The following is a 22439-nucleotide window of genomic DNA, read 5'->3' as shown; positions in this document are numbered from 1 at the left end:
TACAGATAAAATTAAGATAGAAAGCCTGATTGCGCATGGAACTTTTACTAGAAGGATTGAAAAAAGCGATAGAGATGATCTTATCGGGAAACCGGGAAATTATCGAGATTACTTTGCTGACATTGAGAGTCTCGATTACCGCTGTCCTGATCAGTACATTGATCGGCATTCCGGCTGGGATGTTCCTTGGACTAGCCCGCTTTCCAGGCAGGAAGTTCATCCATGCCGTAGTCAATATCGGCATGGGACTCCCTCCTGTGGTCGCCGGTCTGTGGATCACTCTTTTCCTGTGGCGTTCAGGCCCGCTTGGCGATCTTGCCTGGCTTTACACGCCGACTGCGATCATCATGGCTCAGATATTGGTATCGCTGCCGATTGTTACAGCGCTGACAAGTACGGCATTCCAGCAGATCAATCCGAAGTTGATTTTACAGGTGAAAGCGCTTGGTGCGACGAAGCTGCAGCTTTACTGGATTTTGATGAAAGAGGTAAAACTAGCGATCCTTGCTGCCATCATCGCCGGGTTCGGACGGGTCATTGCCGAAGTCGGTGCGGCCATGATGGTCGGCGGCAATATCAGCGGCGAGACAAGGATCCTGACGACCTCGATTGTCATGGAAGTATCAAAAGGCAACTTCGATGTCGCCCTGGCACTTTCGTTCATCCTGATGACTCTGGCTTTCATCATTACGTTTACCCTGACTTATTTACAGCAAAGGAAGCGAAGCCAATGATTACTGTTGAAAACCTGGAAGTGAGAGCCGGCAAAAAAATTCTTCTATCCATCCCCCATTTTGAGATTAAGGAGGGTGAAGTGCTCGGGATCATGGGTCCGAACGGCTCTGGAAAAAGTACATTCATCAAGGCTTTGGCTCTGCTGGAAAAGCCTGCTGAGGGATCGATTTTTCTGAGTGGCAAGGACATAACGAACGAATTGACACTGGATATGCGCAGAAGATTTGCAGTCGCAATGCAGCAGCCGCTTCTCCTTGATACTACAGTCTTCCAAAACGTCGCGGTCGGCTTAAAGCTTCGCAAGCTGCCTCGACAAGAGGTCAAACAGAAGGTCGCCTATTGGCTCGATAAATTCCAAATCAGCCATCTTACAAAAAAACATGCCGCCCATCTATCCGGCGGCGAGGCTCAGCGTGTCAACCTTGCGAGGGCGATGGTGCTCGAGCCTGAAGTCCTGTTCCTCGATGAACCTTTCTCTGCCCTTGACTTCCCCACCAAGGTGCAGCTATTGAAGGACATTAGGACGATCATACAGCAGACGAATACGACGACCGTCTTTGTCAGCCATGATCTTATGGAATTGAAATACCTTGCCGGAACGCTGGCGATCCTGATGGATGGCAAGCTTAAACAGACCGGTCCCACAGAGGAAGTGTTGTCATCCCCCAACGCATCTGCTTCCACTTTTATAAATGAATGGAAAAGTCTTCTCAATTAGTTGCAAACAGCATGGCAAAAAAGCCATGCTGTTTTTTTCTCGCTGGAACATCCTTTTCAATCGGCTTTTTGCATCGTGCTGTTTTTTTATAAAAAGGAAATTGCTCTCTTTTGTCTAATTACTACTTTATAAAACCTTCAAAGGAGTCTGCTAACATGGAAATGAATTTGGATTTTACAACTCATAAACAAATGGCGATTGACTTGTTCAACCTGACTTGGGATCTGATCGAAAAACAGGTTCGGACGGAGAGTGATGATGATACCATGCTTTATGCAGCAATGGCTTCTCGCTATCATTGGAGCATCGTCGGCACGCCTCTGAACTTTGCCCGCGGGGAATGGCAGATTTCAAGAGTGTATGCGATACTTGGGAGAAGCGAGGCTGCCATCCATCATGCGAGGAAATCAGAGAAACTTTGTCTGGAGCATGATCTTGGCGAATTTGACCTAGGTTTTGCTTATGAAGCCCTCGCACGTGCATATGCCCTGTCAAGAGACGCTGCCAATCAGGAACAGTATATAAGTCTCGCGCTTGAAACTGCTGAAAAGGTTAAGATGGAAGCGAATAGAGACTGGCTTTTGAAGAATATTCATTCAGTCAGCACTGGGTTCCTGCCAGTGTGAAGCTAAATTAAGAACTGTCAGTTCCATAAAGGAGAATTGCAATGAACTATGCGATCGTAACCGGTGCCTCAAGGGGACTTGGAGCATCTGCAGCACAAGAATTCATCTCAAAAGGAATTCCTGTCATTACCGTTTCCAGGAATGAAAACAGCGCTTTGAAACAGGCTGCAGACAATGCCGTGATCAGTTATACACACTATAGCTGTGACCTTTCATCTGCTCAGCAGGTTCAAAGCGTCTTTGCAAACATCTGCGAGGAAGTTTTTCAACATGCGGAAAATGTGTATGTCATCAATAATGCCGGAGTCATCGAACCGATTGAAGTGGCCGGGGAGCTTGATACATCCCTAGTCCAGACGAATATCCAGGTGAATCTGACGGCACCGATCCTGATTAGCAATATATTTTTACAAAAAGCAAAAGAAAACAGCAGCAGAGTCATCATCGCAAATGTAACCTCCGGTGCTGGTGAGCGGCCAATCCAGGGATGGAGCATTTATTGCAGCACTAAAGCCGCTGTCAACATGTTCACGATGACCGCCGGTCTTGAGCTTGAGAGCAACGGAGACAGCAGTAAGGTCATTGCTTTCAGCCCGGGTCTGATGGATACGGACATGCAGGTGACAATCCGTTCTTCCTCAGAAGAAGCATTCGCTGATATAGATACCTTCAGGAATTACAAAGAAAGCGGCAGCCTTCGCAGTCCTGATACCGTTGCTGGAGCGCTTGTAAAACTAGTACTGTCTGAAAACCTCGAAAACGGGAAGATTTATAAGGTGAATGATCTGTTATGATCACTTAAAGCGAAGGAGCACTGCTTCTTCGCTTTTCTGCTCTGTTTTTGGATATTTTTTTAGTATGATGGTTTTAAGATGGGAGTGACATATATGGATCGGATTTCTTTTAAAATTGGGGCAGTTTTTTTCATAACGATATTGCTGGTCGAAGGGGTATTATTCTACTACCTTCACTCTTCCATCATCCATTCAAGGATCGACGAGGAGCTGGCTTCCCTGCAAACGCGCGGCAATAACCATCGTGATATTCTGGAAACTTCCTATTCTGAAGAAACCATTCACCATATTACGACTATGGAATTAAGGACGGACACCCATGTTATTATTACTGATCAAAGAGGCGTAATCGTTTCTTCTTCCGTACCGACCGATGCCTCTATGCAGGACATCTTAACCGAAACACCAGAAGATGTTCCGAGGGCTGGGTTAATTTTAGAGGATGACTGGCAGGACAAGCAATATATTGCTTCAGTAAGCCCCATGGAGAATGACGGTGCTGTTTATATGTTTAAAAACACCCAGAAAGTCCAGAGCCTGATTATCAAAATGAACAAGCACTTCTGGCTCGCCGGTATCCTTCTGCTGACGTCAATGGCGGTGATCACCCTTTTCCTATCCAGATTCATTACTAAGCCAGTCATTAAGATGAATGAAGCGACTTTAAAAATCCGCCAGGGCGACTATTCCGTCACTCTGCCCCGTGGCGGAAACGATGAATTGGGCGAACTGGCAGAATCAATCCAGGTGCTTGCTGATGACCTAAGCCACATGAAAAGGCAGCGGAATGAATTCCTCGCGAGCATTTCGCATGAATTGCGCACACCTCTCACTTATATAAAAGGGTATGCAGACATCGCGGGGAGGCCAGGCATAACCTCAGATGATAGAAGCCAATACCTGCAAATCATCCACGAAGAGGCAACCAAGCTTTCCGGTCTGATAAAAGGGTTATTTGACCTCGCAAAAATGGATGAAAACACTTTTACCATTCAAAAAGAACGTTTGGAACTCTGTACATTCATGCGGGGAATTCACTCAAGGATGACACCATCTTTCACCGAAAAAAATATGACGCTTAATTTTGCCTGTCAAGGGGAAGTCTATATCGAGGCTGACCCGGTCCGCTTTGAGCAAATTATCATTAATTTGCTGGATAATGCCAGAAAGTATTCAGCAGAAGGAACGACGACTAGAATGGAGACTTATAAAAAAAATGGTCATATCCATATCACTGTCATCGATGAAGGAAAAGGGATCCCCGAAGAAGACCAGGCTTGGGTTTTTGACCGTTTTTACAGGGTGGACAAATCCAGGTCGAAGGCATTAGGTGGATCAGGACTCGGACTTGCGATTGTAAAGGAACTTGTAGAAGCTCATGGCGGAAAAATAACGGTTCGCAGCGAACTGGGGAAAGGAACAGCCTTCGAAATAATTCTTTGAGTGGTTTTAAATGTCTGAAACATGGAATACATAAACTAGAGGGGTGATGTCATTGAAACGAGTTAATTCGTTAGTGGAAATTGTTGAAGCTGTGAAGAAAGAACGCCATGGCAATAAAGTCTTGCTCAATCAGCACGAAACCTCACGCTCCGCTGTCACTTTGGGTGACGAAGACACAGAATCCGGCACTAGGCTTAACGTGAAGGCTTTGCTGAATGATTCCCTTTATTACTCAGAGGTATTTTCAGATGACACGCTGTATGAGGAAGCGAACGGGTTGATCCAGGAGTTGAAAGATCTCGCTGAGGTTGAGTTAGTGAGCGAGGAAGAGATTGACGAATTAGTTAAAAAATGAGTTTTAAAGGGCGGCTGAGTGCAGGCTGTCCTTTTTCATTGGAGAAATGAGTGAACTGAATCTCAGTTTAAAAAGTTTTTACATATTGCCACCCTTATTCCGGGAAAACTAACTTTGTACTTACTATAAGGAGGGCTTCTAATGACGAAAAAGTACAATAAAGGCAGCAACAATCAAAATTCGCCAAAGCTCGGTAATCAGATGGCCGAGTTTTCCGGTGAATTGACGAGCGGTGACAACAGCAAGGGAAACAAACGCAACAAAGACCAAAGTGACAAAACAGACCGACACCTTTAAAAGGGTCAAACCCATTAATCACGGCAAAAGCCGGCAAAACATTGCCGGCTTTTAGTCCATATCAGTCAGGATGGCTGTCTGGTTATTCAGGTTTGCAGGGTCTACTCCATTGCTTTCATTTTCATCGTAAAAAGCATCCTGGAGCTTCATGTTCGCTTCCGCTGTTTTCGTTTGGTCTTGTTCAGAATCTTGATTTACAGGCTTTGCTTTTGGATCAATATTCACATACTTGTCCTTATCCATGTTGGATCCCTCCTGTTGGTAGTATCAGCGTTATGCTTTACTTTTACCCGGAATATGGCTATTACCAACTTGAAAAATCAGGAATTACTTTGCACAGAGGCTTCCATCTGGACATAAAAATCAGTTCCGCATTCGTCGCAGTCGGATAAAGCGGCGAGAACGCCCCGATTAACTCAGATATAATCGTCCGTCCCTCAGAAGCATTGAGCGCCTCTTTCAAATCCTATCCCGACATTTGTTCAAAATCAGTTGCTGTGCAATCCAGCAGACGCGTCGTAGAATATCCATCCATTTTCGTACAGGCTCTATTCCATTTTGATCACCTGTGAAAAAAGACCTGGCAGTAAAGTACTGCCAAGTCTATCTTCTCTATTTCCGCTTCATCTCATTGGTCAAAAATTCCACATCGGTTCCTACAATAACTTGAAGGTCTGTTTTATTAAGCTTCAATACACCTTTTGCTCCCAGGCGCTTCAGCTCTGCTTCATTTACTTTTGCCATATCATCGACTTTTAAACGAAGGCGGGTTACGCAATTGTCCAGTTCCTTAAGATTGCTCTTGCCGCCTAATGCTGCAAGGTATTGGTCTGCAAGCTCCGCATAATTGCCTTTTGACGCGCCGCTTTCCGTGAACTCGCCATCCACTTCGTCTTCACGACCTGGCGTCTTGAGGTCAAGCTTGATGATGAGGAAGTAGAAAATCACGAAGTACAAAACTGCGTACACGAGGCCGACACCAAGCAGCAGCAATGGCTTTTGCGCGATCCCGTAGTTCAGTACATAGTCGATTGCACCGGCTGAGAATCCGAAGCCGTGGTGGATACCTAGCATATAGGTAATCGACATGGCCAAACCAGTCAATACGGCGTGAATTCCGTAAAGGACTGGAGAAAGGAACATGAACAGGAATTCGATTGGTTCAGTGATTCCGGTCAGGAAAGAGGTGAAGGTCACACCAACAAGCGCGCCTGTTACAGCCTTCTTGCGCTCCTTTTTCGCCGCGGCGATCATTGCGAAAGCTGCAGCTGGAAGGCCGAACATCATCACTGGGAAGAAACCGTTCATGAAGATACCTGCATCAGGATCACCTGCGAAGAAACGTTTCAGGTCACCTTTTACAACTTCTCCCGCAGCGTTTGTGAATTCACCAAATTCAAACCAGACAAGCGTATTCAATACATGATGAAGACCCATCGGAATCAATAAACGGTTCAGGAATCCGAATACACCTACACCAAGCGCACCTGCGCCAACAATCCATTCACCGACATTATTAATGCCAGTCTGGATCGGCGTCCATACAAAACCAAATACTCCGGTCAAAACAATCATCACCAATGAAGTAATGATCGGTACGAAGCGCTTTCCGCCGAAGAAACCGAGCCAGTCAGGCAGCTTGATATCATGATAACGATTGTAAAGCAACCCGGCGATTACCCCGGATAAAATCCCGCCAAGCACCGCCATATTGATTTCTTCATTGACAGCGCCTGCACCCTTTGTCAAAACGAAATAGCCAATCGCACCTGCCAGTCCGGCCGCGCCATTCCCATCCTTGGCAATACCAACTGCCACACCGATCGCGAACAATAATGCAAGGTTCGCAAAAATCGCGTCACCTGCTGCAGAAATAAAAGGAATATCCAATAAGTCCGGCTGCCCTAGTCGCAACAATAACGCAGCTGCAGGTAAGACAGCGATTGGAAGCATCAAAGCCTTCCCGATTCTTTGTAAAAATCCTAGCACCTTCAACACCTCTTCCGCTTATAATTGTAAATGCTTACATTTTTCAGGAACATTGCAGAAATTTGTAAACACACACCCAGTTTAACAATTCGAAACCCTAAATAAAATCCTGAAAAATGACTATTTTTAATATTTCGACTTCAAAAGTTTCGGCACTCCCTTCCTCAGTATGTCACCCTCATAATCGGACAGGGCTGATACTTATAGCTTATTCGCATTTTTTTTTAAAATTCCCCTCGGCAATGACGAAGGAACAAAAAGCGCAAGCGCCTCGTTCAGCCCCGATGAGCGCTGGAGGGGCTTACAGTGAAGTCGTTCTTTGACTGCATTAGCAGGATCGAAGCTTCTCGAGGGGCTAGGCGCTGAAGCTGGATTAAGAAAATACGTGTAGTTATCTATACTTATATATAATTTTAGAATTTCCTAGCAACAAAAAAACCTGCATTTCTGCAGGTTCGACCATAGTTTACAAGGCTTTGGCCTTCGTACTTCTGGAACAGCGGTCCAACCGTGAATACTTGACGATTCCCATAACCGCTCCGGCTATTTCCATTACCTCGCCATTGTTCATAACAGGCATGAGCGATATTGCATACGTTTGACCGCCAATTTCAATTTCAAAGACAATCTTCTCGTTATTTTCCCAAACACAGTCATAGTACCTTTCAATTCTCCCCGCCTTATCGGGCAGGAATGCATCGAGGGTCTTACCATTAATCTCATTCGGGGTGAAGCCAAGATCATTCAGCAGCCCGCCGCCAACAAAGTGATGGATGAAGTCATCGCCCTGCTTTGACAGTTTGAAAATGATTCCATAATGACTCTGGATCATCTCCTCACTCTGCCGCCACATTTTTTCATGAGGATCTTTCAGTAAACTTTCGTCCGCAATCGTCGAAAAGTAGAACCCCCTCATGATAAAAAAGTAGCCAAGCGCCTTGTACAGATGACCCGTGAAATTGTCGATATCATAAACGCTCAGGTAAATTGTGAAAACGAGTTCAGACAAAAACAGAAACGTGAATGCCAGCGCTACATACAGGTGCTGGCTGTTCTTGCCTTCATAATAATAATAAAGAGAGATGACAATTGAGAGGAAGTGCAGGAAACTGATACCGTATTCTATTAGATTTTTCAAGAGGGTTGTGCCTTTGCCTTCAATGACGAGCAATGGAAGGCTTTGTTCGAAACTGAAAATCACGAACATAATGACTCCGATGATTGCAGAGCAAACAGCCAGACATATGCGCCTTGGATCCTGCTCTAGCTTCCGATCCGGCAGGACGAGTACGAGCACGATCAAGATCGCCTCAACGCTGCGGGCCGAAACCCAGAACCAAGTCGCCTTCGCGATGGAGCTCTCCGTTATGAAAAAGGGCATTCCCTGGAATGTGAGTGTATGCAATAAATCGAGCGTTCCGACAATGAAAAACAAAAAGCTCAGCATCAGGATTTTTCTGGACCGCGAGAAGCCGAACACTTTCCAGCCATATGAGAAAATCGAAAAAGAAACGGCCATGCTGAAAAATTCCAAAATCGTATGGATGGCAATATAATTTTCAGGGTTCAAATAGGATGAAAGGTCGGCATGATAGAGATGAATCAGCATCAGAAGCATGACCGCAGCTACAATATATACAAGGAACCTTCCCCTCCGACATGCTCTTCTCCATTTTGCTCACCTGCTTCGGGAGGATATAGTTACCTTTATTATAAGTACCATCCAATTCCCCTGCTCAGCACACATATATCTGTTTTGTGAATATTGACAATTCAAGAAAGATACACATATGGGTTTTGCTATTTTTCTTTTATTCGGTAAAGTGGTAACTAGATAGATTTAAAGGACGTGTACTACATGAAAATAAATGAACTGCTGCCCCGTTTTACCATGCCTGTCATGAAGGGGATTGCCCTGACTCTGGCGCTGGCTCTCGCTGCCCGGTTGATCGCCGGCCTGCCATTCTTTTCGATCATGGGCCAGCTTGTCATTGCCATCATGCTGGGAATGATTTGGCGGGCGTCTGCCGGAGTGAACGACGGCCTGTTGGAAGGTGCTTCCTATTCAAGCAAAAAGCTGCTTCGTCTCGGAATCATATTGCTTGGATTCAGGCTGAATCTGTATGATATTTACAATGCCGGATCGACGGTATTTTTAATTGCCTTTGCGAATCTGGTGTTTGCCCTGGTCGTAGTCTATGGTTTGAGCAGGCTTTTTAAGGTTGAAAAAAGGCTTGGCATCCTGACTGCCTGCGGGACAGCGATTTGCGGGAGCTGCTGCAGTTGTTGCCATCGCCCCAGTCATCAAGGCTAATGAAAAAGAAACCGCTGTAGGAGCAGCCAATGTCGCTGTATTAGGAACGATTTTCACCATTCTTTATACCTTGATCTTCTCGTATCTTGACTTGAAAGCACTTGATTATGGAGTATTTGCGGGTGGCACCCTGCATGAAATCGCCCATGTCGTCGCTGCTGCCGACCCGGCGGGACAGGCTGCCCTCGACCTCGCCATTATCGTAAAATTGACCAGGGTAGCGCTGCTTGTTCCCGTCGCTATTTTAATAGGATTCTTTTTACAGCGGAAAGAAGCTGGTGACGCTGGTCAAAAGATGACATTGTCCAGCCTTCCGATTCCATGGTTCATCCTTGGGTTCCTTGCAGTGAGCGCGTTCAATACAACAGGCGTTGTCAGCGATGGCGCAGCGTCTGCCAGCGTCAGCCTCGCCTATCTGCTCATCGGCATGGCAATGGCTGGACTCGGATTGAATGTTGACTTTAAATCATTTAAGCAAATGGGCGGAAAGGCTTTGTCGGCAGGACTTGCTGGTTCTGTGCTGCTATCGCTGTTCGGGTATTTATTGGTAGTGCTAATGCTGTAGGTGAGTGATTGTTCGGACGGATAGACTGAGGAAAAGTGGCGTGATTGTAGACGAGCCGGGGACTCTTAGGACAGCTTCGGGGTTTTTGCTTCGATTTATCCGATAGGAACCTTCTATCGGACACTTTTTTCGGGTTCCCGGTTCCGTTTGTCCGATAGGAATCTTCTATCGGACGCTTTCTTCCGTTTCCATCCGGATAGTTGTCCGAACTCAGGGCTAGTTCGGACAGCTTCTTGGTTTCAATACCCACAGTTGTCCGAAACCAAGCCAGAACCCAATTTCATCCGGATTATTCCACGAATATCTTCCCAGGATTGAGAATACCGTTCGGATCGAGGGTTTTCTTGATCGACTTCATGACATCATAGGCAGCGCCATGTTCTAACCGCTGGTATTTTGCTTTCCCCAGGCCGACACCATGTTCGCCTGTGCAGGTACCGCCGCGATTCAGTGCGTAGTGAACGATTTCTTCATTGATCCGTTCGCCTTCTTTTACTTCTTCGGGATTTTCTTTATCTATCAACAGCAAAACGTGATAATTACCATCACCAACATGGTCGACGATCGAGCCTTCAATCGGAGATGCATCAATCAATTCACGGGTGTGGAGGATTGCGCCCGTCAACTCTGAAACCGGGACACTGACATCTGTCAGCATGATGCTTTTCTTGCCGGCTGTGTGCTTATAGGCGTAGAGAAGATTATGCCTTGCTTCCCAAAGCTGGTTGCGTGCTTTTGAATCTGCCTCGAATTGGAAGTCCGAGCAGCCATGGTCCTTCAAAATTTCAGCGGCAAACTCAACATCCTGTGCCAGTCCTGCTTCGTTGCCATGGAATTCCATGAACAGTGTCGTGCTTTCCTCATAATCTGTTTCCATGTATTCATTCACTTTTTTCACCGACTCAGCATCGACGAATTCTATCCTGGTCACCGGAATGCCGCCGGCTAAAATACCCACGACGGCGTCGACGGCATTTTTTACAGATGGAAAAACTGCCCGGGCAGCAGTAATTGCTTCTGGTATTCCATACACTTTCAGCGTAAGTTCAGTGATGACACCGAGTGTTCCCTCCGAGCCGACAAACATGCCGTTCAGGTGAATTCCTGATGAAGACTTCGCGGCAAGGCTGCCGGTATGGATGATATCACCGTTCGCAAGCACAACCTCAAGGTCCCTGACTTGATCTCGCATGATGCCGTAGCGGACTGAAGTCGTGCCGCTCGCATTCGTTGCCGCCATCCCGCCAAGCGTCGCATCTGCACCCGGATCAACGGTGAAAAATAAACCGTACTTTTTAAGTTCCTTGTTCAATACCGACCTCGTGACACCAGGCTGGACTTTTACGAGAAAGTCACTTTCCTTCACTTCGACGATGGCATTCATCTGTGAAAGGTCGAGAGAAATTCCGCCATGTACAGGGATGACGTGTCCTTCCAGACTCGTACCCAATCCGAATGGGACAACTGGAATTTTGCGCTCGTTCGCAAATTTTAATACCTTGCTGACGTCCTCTTTATTCCGCGGGAATACAACGACATCCGGCAGGCGTGGCTCGTGATAGGATTCATCCCGGCCGTGGAGCTCCAAAATTGTTTCATTCACCGTTACAAGCTCTTCACTTATGAGTTTCTTCAACTCATCTATGTAAGCTGCCAATTTTCTCTCTCCTTTTTTAAATGCTAAATTCGTTTTACTTGCCAAGTTCTATAAAAAACTATGAACCCAGGTATCTTGCATAATATGATTTTGCTTTTACCGTATCATTCGTGCCATGGACAAGCACCCTTCCGTCCTGAAAGATGACCATGGTGATTTCTTCATCCGGCATGAAGCGCAGCAAAAATGGATTGCCTTTGACCTCGCCATTATTTTTCAGGCGGCCAGCGAGTTTCTCCAGATTTTGTTTTATTTTTTGCCGAGGATTAATCTGGATCGTGTTGCGGCCGCATAAGGATACAAAGTTGATTTGTTGGTCCGATGACCGGTCTAGGAATTCATAATTATGGTGGACACATGCCGGGCATTCTGGATTGCGTCCACCGCTGATGTCCATCTGTAAAAAGGAGTTGTACCAGATATCCATTTGCTCAAGATTCGGGTTTGACTCTGCCCCTACGAGCAGCTTGATCGCCTCGACTGCTTCAAAAGATCCAATGATATCAGTGATCGGCGATAGTACACCAATGCTGTCGCATGTCTCTCCCAGTCCAGCAGGAACGGATGGAAACAGACACCGATAGCAGGGGGTCTCCCCCGGTTTGATGGCGGCGAACATCCCACGCGAGCTTACAGCGCCGCCGTATACCCAAGGAATGCCATGTTTGGCAGCAACATCATTTATCAGATATCGGTCCATGAAATTATCGGTTCCATCAACGATCACATCGAAGCCTGCAAGCAGATCCTCTGCGTTGTCTAGCGTCAAATCAGCGATGATGGGCTCTACTTTTATCTCTGAATTGATCTTTTTCAGTTTTTTTTCAGCGGCGATGACCTTTGGCAGGTTCTCCCCTGCATCATCCTCATCATAGAGAGTCTGACGCTGCAGGTTTGAGAGCTCGACTAGGTCACGGTCGATGATGCGGACATGCCCGACACCTGACCTGACCAAATGATTTGAGATCACCGTTCCCAGTGCGCCCATGCCAACAATGACGGCAGAACTTTTTAAAAGTTTCTCCTGTCCTCCCCTTCCTACTGGCTGGAATAAAATCTGCCTTGAATAACGCTCCAAATCCTTCATCCATATCCCTCATTTCTATTATATTATATCTTTAAATAAAGCTTTTTTTTAGACTGAATTTTCACTATACTTAAGATTAAGAGGAAAATAGGCCTCTTGTATTATTTTTTATCCATACTAAATGAAAGAGGTGGATTAGTTAAGATGAATTTTGGGGGATTTAAAAACAAAGAAGTCGTAGTGGACTTGTCAAACGGTACTGTCGATTACAGAGGCATCAATGAAGATGATGTGAAAAAGTATGTCGGCGGCCGCGGTCTTGGGGTTAAGTACGTTCTTGACAACGGGCCTGAGGTTGAGCCTCTATCAGAAGAAAATATCCTGTGTATCATGACAGGTCCTGTAACTGGATCACGTTCATCGATGAGCGGACGTCTTGCAGTCGTGACAAAGTCTCCATTGACTGGCACGGTTACTGACTCACACATGGGTGGATGGACAGCTGCCCGTTTGAAGTGGGCTGGCATCGACAACGTAATTTTCAAGGGCAAAAGCGACAAGCCTGTATACCTTTATATCGAAGATGGCAAAGCAGAGATCCGCGACGCTTCGGGGTTGTGGGGATTGAGCACGCGCGCGACTGTGCAGGCTATGAAAGACGCTCATGGAGAAGAAAATCTAAGCGTCATGACAATCGGCCAGGCTGGCGAAAATGGCGTACGTTTTGCTGGTTTCATGAACGAGCACGACCGCTCAGCTGGACGCGGCGGTACTGGTGCGGTTGCAGGTTACAAGAAATTGAAAGCAATCGTCATCAAAGCAGCGCAAAAGGGCAATATGCCAGAGCCTGCACAAAAAGATGATTACAACCAGGCGAACAAGAAAGCGGTTAAAGCGATTCTTGAAGGCGGATTGACGGCTCCTAACAAAGGCGGATTGTCCGTATATGGAACAAACGTCCTTACTAACTTGATCAATGAAGTGGGAGCGCTTCCAACACGAAACTCTCAATTAACACACTGGGATGAAGCTGAAAAGCACTCAGGCGAGTGGGTAAACGAGCATCTGCTCGTTGCCAACAACACATGTCATGCTTGCCCGGTTGGCTGTAAGATCGAGGTTGAAGTCAAGGAAGGCAAATATAAGACTCGCGTTGAGAGCTTTGAGTTCGAATCTGCATGGGCACTTGGTGCAAACAGCGGATTGAGCGACTCTGAAGCGATCGCATACTTAATCGACATCTGTAATGAATACGGCATGGATACAATCGAGCTTGGCCACGCCATCTCTGTCACAATGGAAGCCTATGAAAAAGGAATTGTTGAAGAGAAGCTTGATTGGGGCGACGCTGACGGCATGATTGAAATCGCTCGCAAAATCGCATTCCGTGAAGGGTTCGGCGGCATCCTTGCTGAAGGTCCTGCACGCGCGACAGCTGCATGGGGCGTTCCTGAACTGTCAATGTCAGTAAAAGGCCAGTCTATTCCAGCTTACGATCCACGCGGAATCCAGGGTATCGGCCTTGGCTATGCGACGAGTAACCGTGGTGCCTGCCACCTTCGCGGCTACACAATCGCATCTGAAATTGCCGGCATTCCTGAGCCAACAGACCGTACTGTAGCAGAAGGAAAAGCGGAGCTTCTGAATGTATTCCAGAACCTGCTTTCATTCTCTGACTCTATGAATATCTGTAAATTCTCATCCTTCTCTGAAAATGCAGAGCATTATGCTGAGCAATACAGCACAATGACTGGCATTCCAATGACAGCGGATGATGTCATGCTTGCAGGGGAAAGAATTTACAACCTTGAGCGTTACTACAACAACCTAGCCGGCTTCAACAAGCGTGAGGACGACTTCCTGCCAAAACGCTTCACTGAAGAAGGCGCATCTGGCAACAGTGTAGGACTTGTTTCTCGCATGGATATCATGCTTGATGATTATTACAATGTCCGCGGCTGGAAAGATGGCGTTGTTACAGAAGAAAAGCTTCGCGAACTCGGCATTATTGGTGAAGAAACAACACCAGCAACTGAAGAAGTTTAATATTTTTGAAGAAAACCAGGCGAGTTTGCCTGGTTTTTGTTTTTTAATCGTTGAAAAGGTTGCCAGAAAATCTTTTATAGCGGAATTTTCATTTTTTATAGCGAGTTTTTCATTTTTATAGCGACTTTTTCGTTAATATAGCGACTTTCTGATTTTTATAGCGAACTGGAAAAAACGGCTGATTTTTTCCAGTATGGCTCTTATCGTCAACTTTATTGCTTTTCATAATATGTTCAAAATAGGCATCAATCCATGAGAGGTCAGCCTCCTGTAAAAAAAGGTCCCGGCAATAATTTGCCGAAACCTTCGCTACCCGCCAACTCGGGTTGTTTTATAACGGTAATTTTTAATCAACTGCTCGAGTTCTTCCAGGCTTTCCGCTTCAAAGCGGATATGTACGGCATTGACAATGAATGTTTTTGTAAAAGCAAGCTCATCCTCGCTTAAAATTTCCGCTCTCCAGCTGGCTGCTTCATAGACGAATGGGAAGGAGTCGGTCACGAGCCTGCCGCCCAGCTCTTCAAAATACATGCCAAGGTGATCCCTGTTGATTCCTCGGAATTCTAGTATTCTATCTACCATATCAGCCACCGGCAACCGGAGGAAACAACGCGAACTGGTCGCTTTCTTTTACATGCGTTTCAAGCTCCTGATCATGGACGATGTTACGGCCGTTAATATAGACATGCACAAATGGCTTAAGCGTCTTTTCTTCTGTGAAAATTTCTTCGTGCAAATCCGGGAACATTTCGCACATTTTATCAAGTACATCCATTACCCGGTCACCATCAGGTTTCACTTCGACTGTCACACCTCCGCAAATCTCCCTGAGATTGGCAAATACCTTAACCTGCATCCTAAACGCCCCTTTCTCCATACCTCCATAATAAATTGAAAAATGAAAAATGTCATTAGCTCATTCTGTCCGGACTCTTTTTACTCTTGTTACTGATCTGTACTCACGATTTCAGATAACTGCCTGATAATCAGCCGATTTTCAGCATCTGAATGGGTCACGAGACAAAATTCCCGCTCGTATGGTTCGAAGGTGTCAACAATTTTTATGCGTCCTGCTTTTTCTGCAGGCATAGCCGCCAGTCTTGAAATAAAACTGATACCCAGTCCTGCTTCGACCGCTGCGATGACGGCTTCCGTACTTCCGATCGAGACGGCAATTTTCAAGTCTTCAAGCGACAGGCCTTTTTCTGCTAAGTAACGCTCCATCATTTTGCGTGTGCCCGATCCTTCTTCACGCAGGACGAAGTCATATTGTTGAAGTTGCGAAAAATTTGCAGATGCCGTATGGATCAATGGGTGGTCTTCCGGCGTGACTAAAACAAGGGAATCAACGGCAACCGAAGTGCTTTTTAACAAACGGGACTCGACCTTCATCCCGATGATTGCAGCATCAATCTGGTGGTTCTGCAGTTTTTCAATGATCTTCTTCGAATCACCGATTTCAATTTTCACATCCACCTTCGGAAAAAGGCTGCGGAATTTTTTTACCCAGCCGGGAAGCAAATAGGTTCCAGGTATGGTACTCGCCCCAATTGCCAGTGTGCCTGTCAGGGTTCCCTGGAATTCACCGAGTTCACCCTCAAGCATTCTCCACCGCTTGGCGATATCCTTAGCCGCTGTGTAAACAAGCATTCCTGCAGACGTCGGCTTGATTCCTGCAGCTCCCCTGTCAAGCAGTTCAAATCCGAGCTCATCTTCAAGGCTTTTGATTTTCAGGCTCACAGAAGGCTGTGAGCTTTTCAGTGCAGCCGCTGCCTCGGAAAAACTATTCTTTTCCACAACCATTATGAATGTCTCTAGCTTTTTTAGATTCATGCATTTCTCCTATTCCAGACATATTATATAATCCAATATTAATACGGATTGCCCTGATACGGACAATAAATTATAATTAATAAGATTTTATTAGACATTTTAGGGGCTGGCAGTCGTCAAAGTGTCTATTAAAAGCATTTCTTAGACATTTTACTTCATGACAGCTATCAAAATGTCTATAACAAGAAGCTTCTTAGACATTTCGGAGAGTAATGGACCTCATAATGTCTATTAAACAGTTCTTCTTAGTCATTTCGGAGAGTAATGGACCTCATAATGTCTATTAAACAGTTCTTCTTAGTCATTTCGGAGTGTGATGGACGTCAAAATGTCTATTAAACAGTTCTTCTTGGACATTTCTAAGAAAACGGCCTTCAAAGTGTCTATTATGCAAGGTCACATAGACACTCCTAGGGTATCGAGCTTAAAAAGAAAAACTTTCCTTGTCTAATAGTATTGACATATTATTATCTGAATATTAATATAGTTCTTGTAAATATATATCACAATAGTAAAAATCGATGACGAGAACACGTCCTTTATGAAACCTGATCCCCAGAGAGCCGGTGATTGCTGCAAGCCGGTGTTCAGAATATAGAGGAACATCATCTCTGAGATGCAAAGCTGAAATTCAGTTACAGTAAGCTTTTGCCGGCTTGTCCGCCGTTAAATGGAACACGTATGATGGTACGTTGACGAGAGCCGCATGTTTGTGCGGAATCAGGGTGGTAACGCGAGCACAACTCGTCCCTATTTTCAGGGGCGGGTTTTTTGTTTTTCTTTTTATAACATTCCGTTTCTAATTTCCTATACTCTCAGTGCCAAAACATTATTTTAGGAGGAGAAAAAGGATGGGAAGCTTAAGAGGTAAAGAAACACTCACAATCGGTCTAATGTTATTTGCATTATTTTTTGGAGCAGGGAACCTGATTTTCCCGCCATTTTTAGGACAGGAAGCTGGCGCAAACTTTTGGCCGGCGATGCTTGGTTTTGTAGTAACCGGAGTCGGGCTGCCATTATTGACTGTTGTTGTCATTTCAATGGCTAAGGATGGCATAAAAGAAATCGGGACGAAGGTCCACCCGCTTTTCGCAGTCGTTTTCAGCGCAGCTGTTTACTTATCGATTGGGACGTTCTTCGGTATTCCGAGAAGCGCCAATGTGGCATTCGAAATGTCCGTTAAACCGTTCCTTGGATCTGGAACAAATCCATTGCTGCTTCTACTGTTTACATTAGTCTTTTTTGCCCTTGTTTTCTGGGTTACGTTAAACCCTTCAAAGATGGTTGAACGGATCGGCAGCATACTGACGCCTGTTTTGCTTGCAGCCATCGTCCTACTCGTGATCGGCAGCTTTTTAAAACTGGATGGATCATTTGGAGAAGTATCAGAAAAATACACGTCAGCTCCATTTGCTACAGGTTTCCTTGAAGGGTACCTGACAATGGACACAATCGCTGCATTGGCATTCGGAATCATTGTTGTTGGGGCTGTTCAGCAGAGAAAAGCGCTGGAACGAAAGCAGGTTGTAAGGGAAACATTGAAAGCTGGCATAATCGCTGGCATCGGATTAGCTTTTGTCTATGTAACAGTAGGCCTTCTCGGTGCTAAAATGGCCTCGGTTGAAGAATACGAAAATGGCGGTGCGATTTTAACAGAATCCGCAAAACTGATGTTTGGGGCACCTGGCATGCTGCTGCTCGGATTGATTGTAACGCTTGCCTGCTTCACAACGGCAGTTGGCCTTGTAGCCGCGACAAGCCAATTTTTCGCCAAGATGATGCCAAAGGTTTCTTATAAAACTTACACACTCGTTGTCACAGTGGTCAGCTTATTGATCGCGAATCTTGGTCTTAACCAGATCATTTCGATTTCCGTACCTGTGTTGATCGTTCTTTACCCGATCACAATCGTGCTTGTCATTTTATCCTTCCTGGACCGTTTCTTCAATGGAGCCCGCGGTGTCTATGTTGGAGCAGTGTTTGCAACCACACTTGTCAGCGTAGTTGACGGTTTGAAGACATTCGGAGTTGAATCAGAAGCACTGGCATCACTTCTAAAAACACTGCCGCTTTATGCGGAGGGACTTGGCTGGCTTCTGCCTGCGATAGTTGGCGCACTTGCTGGCTGGATCTTCACAAAGTTGGGACAATCCAGGAATTTAAATCCAGCTTCAGAATAGAACGTTAGTGATAACTCCTGGTTGTTTAAGAAAATAAATTCAAGAAAAGCACCTATAAAAGACTGGACCGGACATGATTATATGTCCGGTTTTCATTATTGGGAATTCCGTAAACGTAAAATCTATATTACAAATACATTGCATAATCCTTCCACTTCCCCATCTTACACACAATATTTCCATATATCATCCAAAAATAAACAAATTTTGTCATGAGATCGTTTTTACGAAACCAAATTATTACACTATATTTCAAATCGTGGTGACAATGACCTGCATTAGATTTCTTTTTTTACAGCATCAGACTATCGTACGAATTTGAAATCCTGTTCAGACCGCTTCCATTTTTTAACGGAATCGTTTTCATTCCCATTCAATCCCTTCCTCGGGACTTATGAAACCTGCCTTCAAACAAGTATATACAGGTGTTGACGATAGTCTGCTAAATCAATAGAGTCAGTGAGGTAGAAAAATTGAATGGAGTTGTGGACATGGGACCTATGAACAAAACGCTCAGATTGTTTGTCATGATCAGTACTGTGATCATGCTGGCACTTTCAGCGAATTTAAACTTTGCCTTTGCGGCAGTTACACAGCCAGAAGCAGATACACCTTTGAAAAAGGAAAATCTGCAAAAGCTGACGGCTCAAAGCGTCAAGAAATTGGACAATGGTGTTCAATTCGATTTAGGAGAATACAATGCATTTATTCGTATTTTTTCAAAAGATCTTGTAAAAGTTTCTATTTTAAAAGAAGGAGAGAAGGAAGAGTTTTCACCTGCTATTAAAAAGCAACAATGGGAAACTCCAAAATTCAAGACACAAGATGGACAAAAGGAATTCACCATCTCAACGGATGAATTGACCATCAAAATCAGTAAAGCACCATTCGGTGTGAAATTTATGGACAAGCAAGGCAATGTCATCAATGAAGACTACCTGCAAAACGGTTCGGCCGCTGGTTATGAAGACGGCAAGCCATATGTTTTCAAGAAGACCGAAAAAGGCGAGAACTTTTACGGTTTCGGTGAGCAGGCTGGCCTGAATTTCAACCAGCGCGGTGAAAGCATCGGCATGTGGAACACAGATGCTTATTCATATGACAAAGACACGAAGTATGTATACACCTCCATTCCTTTCTTCATCGGTTTGAAGGATAAAAAGGCATACGGAATTCTTTTCGATAATTCCTACCGTTCTTACTATGAAATGGCGAGCGAGTCAGATGACTACTATTACTTTTATGCCAATGGCGGCCCTCTTACGTACTATTTCATGAACGGACCTGAAATCTCGGACGTACTGGATGTTTATACAGAATTAACCGGTAAAATGGACCTTCCTGCAAAATGGACATTAGGTCTCCACCAGAGTAAGTGGGGATACACAGCGGATGAAATCGTGAATGTAGCGAAAACATACCGCGAAAAAAATATCCCTCTGGATACGATGCACTTTGACATTGATTACATGGATGGATACCGTGTTTTCACTTGGGACGAGAAATACAAGCAAGCCTTGAAACAGCTGAAATCGATGCCTGGATTCCACGCAATCGCAATCAATGATCCAGCTGTTAAACAGGATGAAAATTATCGTTTGTACCAGGAAGGTACGAAAAATGATTACTGGGGAAAGAATGCAGACGGAACACCGTTCATTGGTCCAGTCTGGCCAGGACAATCTGCTTTCCCTGACTTCTCAAAAGAGGAGGTCCGCACATGGTGGGCTAAGAACCACAACATATTGTTTGACGAAGGAATTGACGGTATCTGGAATGATATGAATGAGCCGGCTGTATTCCTTGATGACAACAAGCATAATCACACGATGCCGCTCGATTCTTATTTTGGCTATGAAAATGATAAAAAACTGCATACTGAATACCATAATCTATACGGTCATGATGAAGCTGAAGCAACTTATGATGCTTGGGGAGTGCACAAGCCAAATGTACGTCCTTTCGTTTTGACTCGTGACATGTTTGCCGGAACACAGCGCTATGCTGCACTTTGGACTGGCGATAACGTAAGTAACTGGGAACATTTGCAAATGTCTATTCCGATGAACACCAATATCGGTCTTTCAGGGGTATCATTCGTAGGAAACGATATTGGCGGTTTCGCTCAGCGGACGGATGCTGAATTGTTTGCGCGCTGGATTGAGGTCGGGGCATTCCTGCCATTCTCTCGGATCCATTATGATAGTGATGCCAAAGCAGCGATCAAACAGGGTCAGGAGCCTTGGGCGTTTGGTCCGGAAGTTGAAGAAATCTCCAAGAAATATATCGAAATGCGTTACCAGTTGATGCCTTACCTTTACAATGCATTCAAAGATTCTTCTGAAACAGGCACACCGGTCCAGCAGCCGCTTGTCTACCATTACCAGGAAGATGAGAACACGTATGACATCAACGATCAGTTCATGTTCGGCGATTCTATGATGCTTGCTCCTGTTGTTACACAAGGGCAGACTAGCCGTGACGTATACCTGCCACAGGGTGAAACATGGGTAGATTACTGGTCAAACAAAGAGTATGACGGTGGACAAACAATCAAGGTGGATGCACCACTTGGTCACCTGCCAATCTTCGTGAAAAAGGACTCAATGATCCCGACTCGTGAAGTACAGCAATATACAGGTGAAAATGAGTTGACGAATCTTGTATTAGACACATACCTTAAAAATGAAGCAACATATAGCTTCTATGAGGATGACGGCGCATCACTTGACCATCGCAATGGCGAATTTGATGTAACCGACTTCCATATCGAGAAAAAGCAAAACAAAATTGAATTCGGAAGAACGATGTCAGCGGACAATTTCGATTCTGCCATCGAGCAATACACATTGAAGCTGAATAACGAGCAAGCGCCTAAAAAAGTCCAGGCTGCACAGCATCGTTACAAAGCAGTTACATCTGTGGAAGAAATGACAGAAACAAAACGTTCTTATTTCTTTGAAACGGAAACGAAAACTTTGTACGTAAACATCCCAGCAGAGGAAAGCAAAAAAGTACAAATCAAATTTTAATGACTTTAGGGGCTAATCACTTACGATTAGCCCCTTCTATCATTTTCTAATAGGTGGTGATCAAATGAAGCAGAAAAGAGTTTGGCTATTCCTGATATTGATTTTTCCAATTATCCTATCCATGTATGTGATCGGGACGTATCCAAAAGAAAGTCCTCAAATTCACACTCCTGTAGCCGGAAAGAAGCTATTCACAGGTTTACAAACACATCAATCACGCTACAACCCTGGTGATACAGTAGAATTCAAGCTTGCTTCCGACGTCACAGAATATAGACTTAATGTTTCCTATTTTCATTTAGACAAAAAATTAAAAGAGGAAGAATTCACGAACAAAGACTCGTGGTCATGGGTTCCACCGAAGGAAGATTTCAGAGGATACCTTGTGGAAGTCAAATTTTTCACTGAAGATGAAGTACAGACCGAAACCATTGCAGTGGATGTATCAAGCGATTGGAGCAAATTCCCACGTTACGGGTTCCTTTCCAGCTTCAACAAAATGCCATATGAGAAGCTAGAAAAAATAATCTCCACTTTAAACCGCTATCATCTCAACGGGCTGCAATTCTATGATTGGCATTATGAGCATCAACAACCTGTCAAGCTGAACTCTGGCTCGCCTGCATCACACTGGCAGGATGTGGCGAATCGCGAGATAGCTCTTCAGACTCTTAACCATTACATCGCCTTGGCACACGATCGCAATATGGAAGCCATGGCGTACAATTTACTATATGGATCTTTCGAAAAACGAGCGCTGCCAGATCAGTGGCATTTGTACAAGGACCGGGAACAGAATACAATCGATCAGCACCCCCCTTCCTGAGC

At 45.0% G+C, this 22439-nt stretch carries 20 protein-coding genes, 1 pseudogene and 1 other annotated feature; of the genes and pseudogenes, 12 read left to right on the top strand and 9 right to left on the bottom strand.

Features of this window, described 5'->3' with window-relative positions; genetic code table 11:
- Positions 1–35 precede the first annotated feature (35 nt).
- The 7 genes from LC048_RS01300 to LC048_RS01270 all read left to right on the top strand — a co-directional run bounded on the left by LC048_RS01300 (position 36) and on the right by LC048_RS01270 (position 4968).
- Positions 36–734 (top strand): ABC transporter permease, encoded by a 699-nt coding sequence (locus LC048_RS01300; RefSeq protein WP_226601714.1) that lies wholly within the window; start codon positions 36–38, stop codon positions 732–734.
- Positions 731–1453, top strand: coding sequence for an ABC transporter ATP-binding protein (locus tag LC048_RS01295; protein ID WP_226601713.1), 723 nt, complete (start codon positions 731–733; stop codon positions 1451–1453). Before LC048_RS01300 ends, LC048_RS01295 begins: the two co-directional genes overlap by 4 nt.
- 155 nt (positions 1454–1608) lie before the next feature.
- The gene (locus LC048_RS01290; protein WP_226601712.1) at positions 1609–2079 is read left to right on the top strand and encodes a hypothetical protein; all 471 of its coding nucleotides are present in this window, start codon (positions 1609–1611) and stop codon (positions 2077–2079) included.
- Between the two features lie 41 nt (positions 2080–2120).
- Positions 2121–2873, top strand: a complete 753-nt coding sequence (locus LC048_RS01285) for a (S)-benzoin forming benzil reductase (RefSeq protein ID WP_306049232.1) — start codon at positions 2121–2123, stop codon at positions 2871–2873.
- 93 nt (positions 2874–2966) lie between these two features.
- A complete protein-coding gene (locus tag LC048_RS01280; protein WP_226601710.1) occupies positions 2967–4316 on the top strand; it encodes a HAMP domain-containing sensor histidine kinase in 1350 nt (449 codons plus the stop codon).
- Between the two features lie 52 nt (positions 4317–4368).
- Positions 4369–4671: a hypothetical protein gene (locus LC048_RS01275; protein WP_226601709.1), complete on the top strand. Its 303-nt coding sequence runs from the start codon at positions 4369–4371 to the stop codon at positions 4669–4671.
- A gap of 141 nt (positions 4672–4812) precedes the next feature.
- On the top strand, positions 4813–4968 hold the full coding sequence (locus tag LC048_RS01270) for a hypothetical protein (RefSeq protein WP_226601708.1): 156 nt from the start codon (positions 4813–4815) through the stop codon (positions 4966–4968).
- 51 nt (positions 4969–5019) lie between these two features.
- Here the strand turns inward: LC048_RS01270 and LC048_RS01265 are convergent, their stop codons facing one another.
- The 4 genes from LC048_RS01265 to LC048_RS01255 all read right to left on the bottom strand — a co-directional run bounded on the left by LC048_RS01265 (position 5020) and on the right by LC048_RS01255 (position 8566).
- Entirely contained in the window at positions 5020–5211 is a 192-nt protein-coding gene (locus tag LC048_RS01265) for a hypothetical protein (protein WP_226601707.1), read from the bottom strand.
- Positions 5212–5272: 61 nt separating this feature from the next.
- Complete coding sequence (locus LC048_RS25250) at positions 5273–5431, bottom strand: DUF7916 family protein (RefSeq protein ID WP_443137078.1); 159 nt, start codon at positions 5429–5431, stop codon at positions 5273–5275.
- A gap of 149 nt (positions 5432–5580) precedes the next feature.
- The gene (gene nagE / locus LC048_RS01260; RefSeq protein ID WP_306049230.1) at positions 5581–6957 is read right to left on the bottom strand and encodes an N-acetylglucosamine-specific PTS transporter subunit IIBC; all 1377 of its coding nucleotides are present in this window, start codon (positions 6955–6957) and stop codon (positions 5581–5583) included.
- A 466-nt stretch (positions 6958–7423) separates the two neighbouring features.
- On the bottom strand, positions 7424–8566 hold the full coding sequence (locus tag LC048_RS01255; protein ID WP_306049228.1) for a membrane-associated sensor domain-containing protein: 1143 nt from the start codon (positions 8564–8566) through the stop codon (positions 7424–7426).
- Between the two features lie 249 nt (positions 8567–8815).
- Between LC048_RS01255 and LC048_RS01250 the strand changes: the two are divergent.
- A pseudogene (locus tag LC048_RS01250) lies at positions 8816–9836 on the top strand (YeiH family protein).
- A 289-nt stretch (positions 9837–10125) separates the two neighbouring features.
- On the opposite strand, the gene LC048_RS01245 reads toward LC048_RS01250, so the two are convergent.
- The gene (locus tag LC048_RS01245) at positions 10126–11493 is read right to left on the bottom strand and encodes an FAD-binding oxidoreductase (RefSeq protein ID WP_306049227.1); all 1368 of its coding nucleotides are present in this window, start codon (positions 11491–11493) and stop codon (positions 10126–10128) included.
- Between the two features lie 58 nt (positions 11494–11551).
- Positions 11552–12580: a ThiF family adenylyltransferase gene (locus LC048_RS01240; protein ID WP_306049225.1), complete on the bottom strand. Its 1029-nt coding sequence runs from the start codon at positions 12578–12580 to the stop codon at positions 11552–11554.
- A 144-nt stretch (positions 12581–12724) separates the two neighbouring features.
- Between LC048_RS01240 and LC048_RS01235 the strand changes: the two genes are divergently transcribed.
- On the top strand, positions 12725–14566 hold the full coding sequence (locus LC048_RS01235) for an aldehyde ferredoxin oxidoreductase family protein (RefSeq protein WP_226601701.1): 1842 nt from the start codon (positions 12725–12727) through the stop codon (positions 14564–14566).
- A 309-nt stretch (positions 14567–14875) separates the two neighbouring features.
- Here LC048_RS01235 and LC048_RS01230 read toward each other — a convergent pair whose 3' ends face one another.
- The 3 genes from LC048_RS01230 to LC048_RS01220 all read right to left on the bottom strand — a co-directional run bounded on the left by LC048_RS01230 (position 14876) and on the right by LC048_RS01220 (position 16399).
- Positions 14876–15148, bottom strand: a complete 273-nt coding sequence (locus tag LC048_RS01230) for a MoaD-like domain-containing protein (protein ID WP_226601700.1) — start codon at positions 15146–15148, stop codon at positions 14876–14878.
- 1 nt (position 15149) lies between these two features.
- Complete coding sequence (locus LC048_RS01225) at positions 15150–15422, bottom strand: ubiquitin-like small modifier protein 1 (protein WP_226601699.1); 273 nt, start codon at positions 15420–15422, stop codon at positions 15150–15152.
- Positions 15423–15511: 89 nt separating this feature from the next.
- Positions 15512–16399 (bottom strand): selenium metabolism-associated LysR family transcriptional regulator, encoded by an 888-nt coding sequence (locus LC048_RS01220; protein ID WP_306049223.1) that lies wholly within the window; start codon positions 16397–16399, stop codon positions 15512–15514.
- Positions 16400–16911: 512 nt separating this feature from the next.
- Positions 16912–17154, top strand: a binding site (T-box leader).
- Between the two features lie 96 nt (positions 17155–17250).
- Between LC048_RS01220 and brnQ the strand changes: the two genes are divergently transcribed.
- The 3 genes from brnQ (at position 17251) to LC048_RS01205 (ending at position 22437) form a co-directional block, all read left to right on the top strand.
- Positions 17251–18579, top strand: coding sequence for a branched-chain amino acid transport system II carrier protein (gene brnQ, locus LC048_RS01215; protein WP_306049221.1), 1329 nt, complete (start codon positions 17251–17253; stop codon positions 18577–18579).
- A gap of 473 nt (positions 18580–19052) precedes the next feature.
- Positions 19053–21611, top strand: coding sequence for a glycoside hydrolase family 31 protein (locus LC048_RS01210; protein WP_306049219.1), 2559 nt, complete (start codon positions 19053–19055; stop codon positions 21609–21611).
- A gap of 64 nt (positions 21612–21675) precedes the next feature.
- Positions 21676–22437 carry a glycoside hydrolase family 66 protein gene (locus LC048_RS01205; RefSeq protein ID WP_306049217.1) on the top strand — a complete coding sequence of 254 codons (762 nt, stop codon included), beginning with the start codon at positions 21676–21678 and terminating at the stop codon, positions 22435–22437.
- The last annotated feature ends 2 nt before the right edge of the window (positions 22438–22439 follow it).

The organism is Mesobacillus subterraneus (assembly GCF_020524355.2).
GTDB lineage: Bacteria > Bacillota > Bacilli > Bacillales > Cytobacillaceae > Mesobacillus > Mesobacillus subterraneus_C.
The sequence above is the reverse complement of the archived record's forward strand: the minus strand, read 5'-3'. Positions and strand labels throughout refer to the sequence as shown.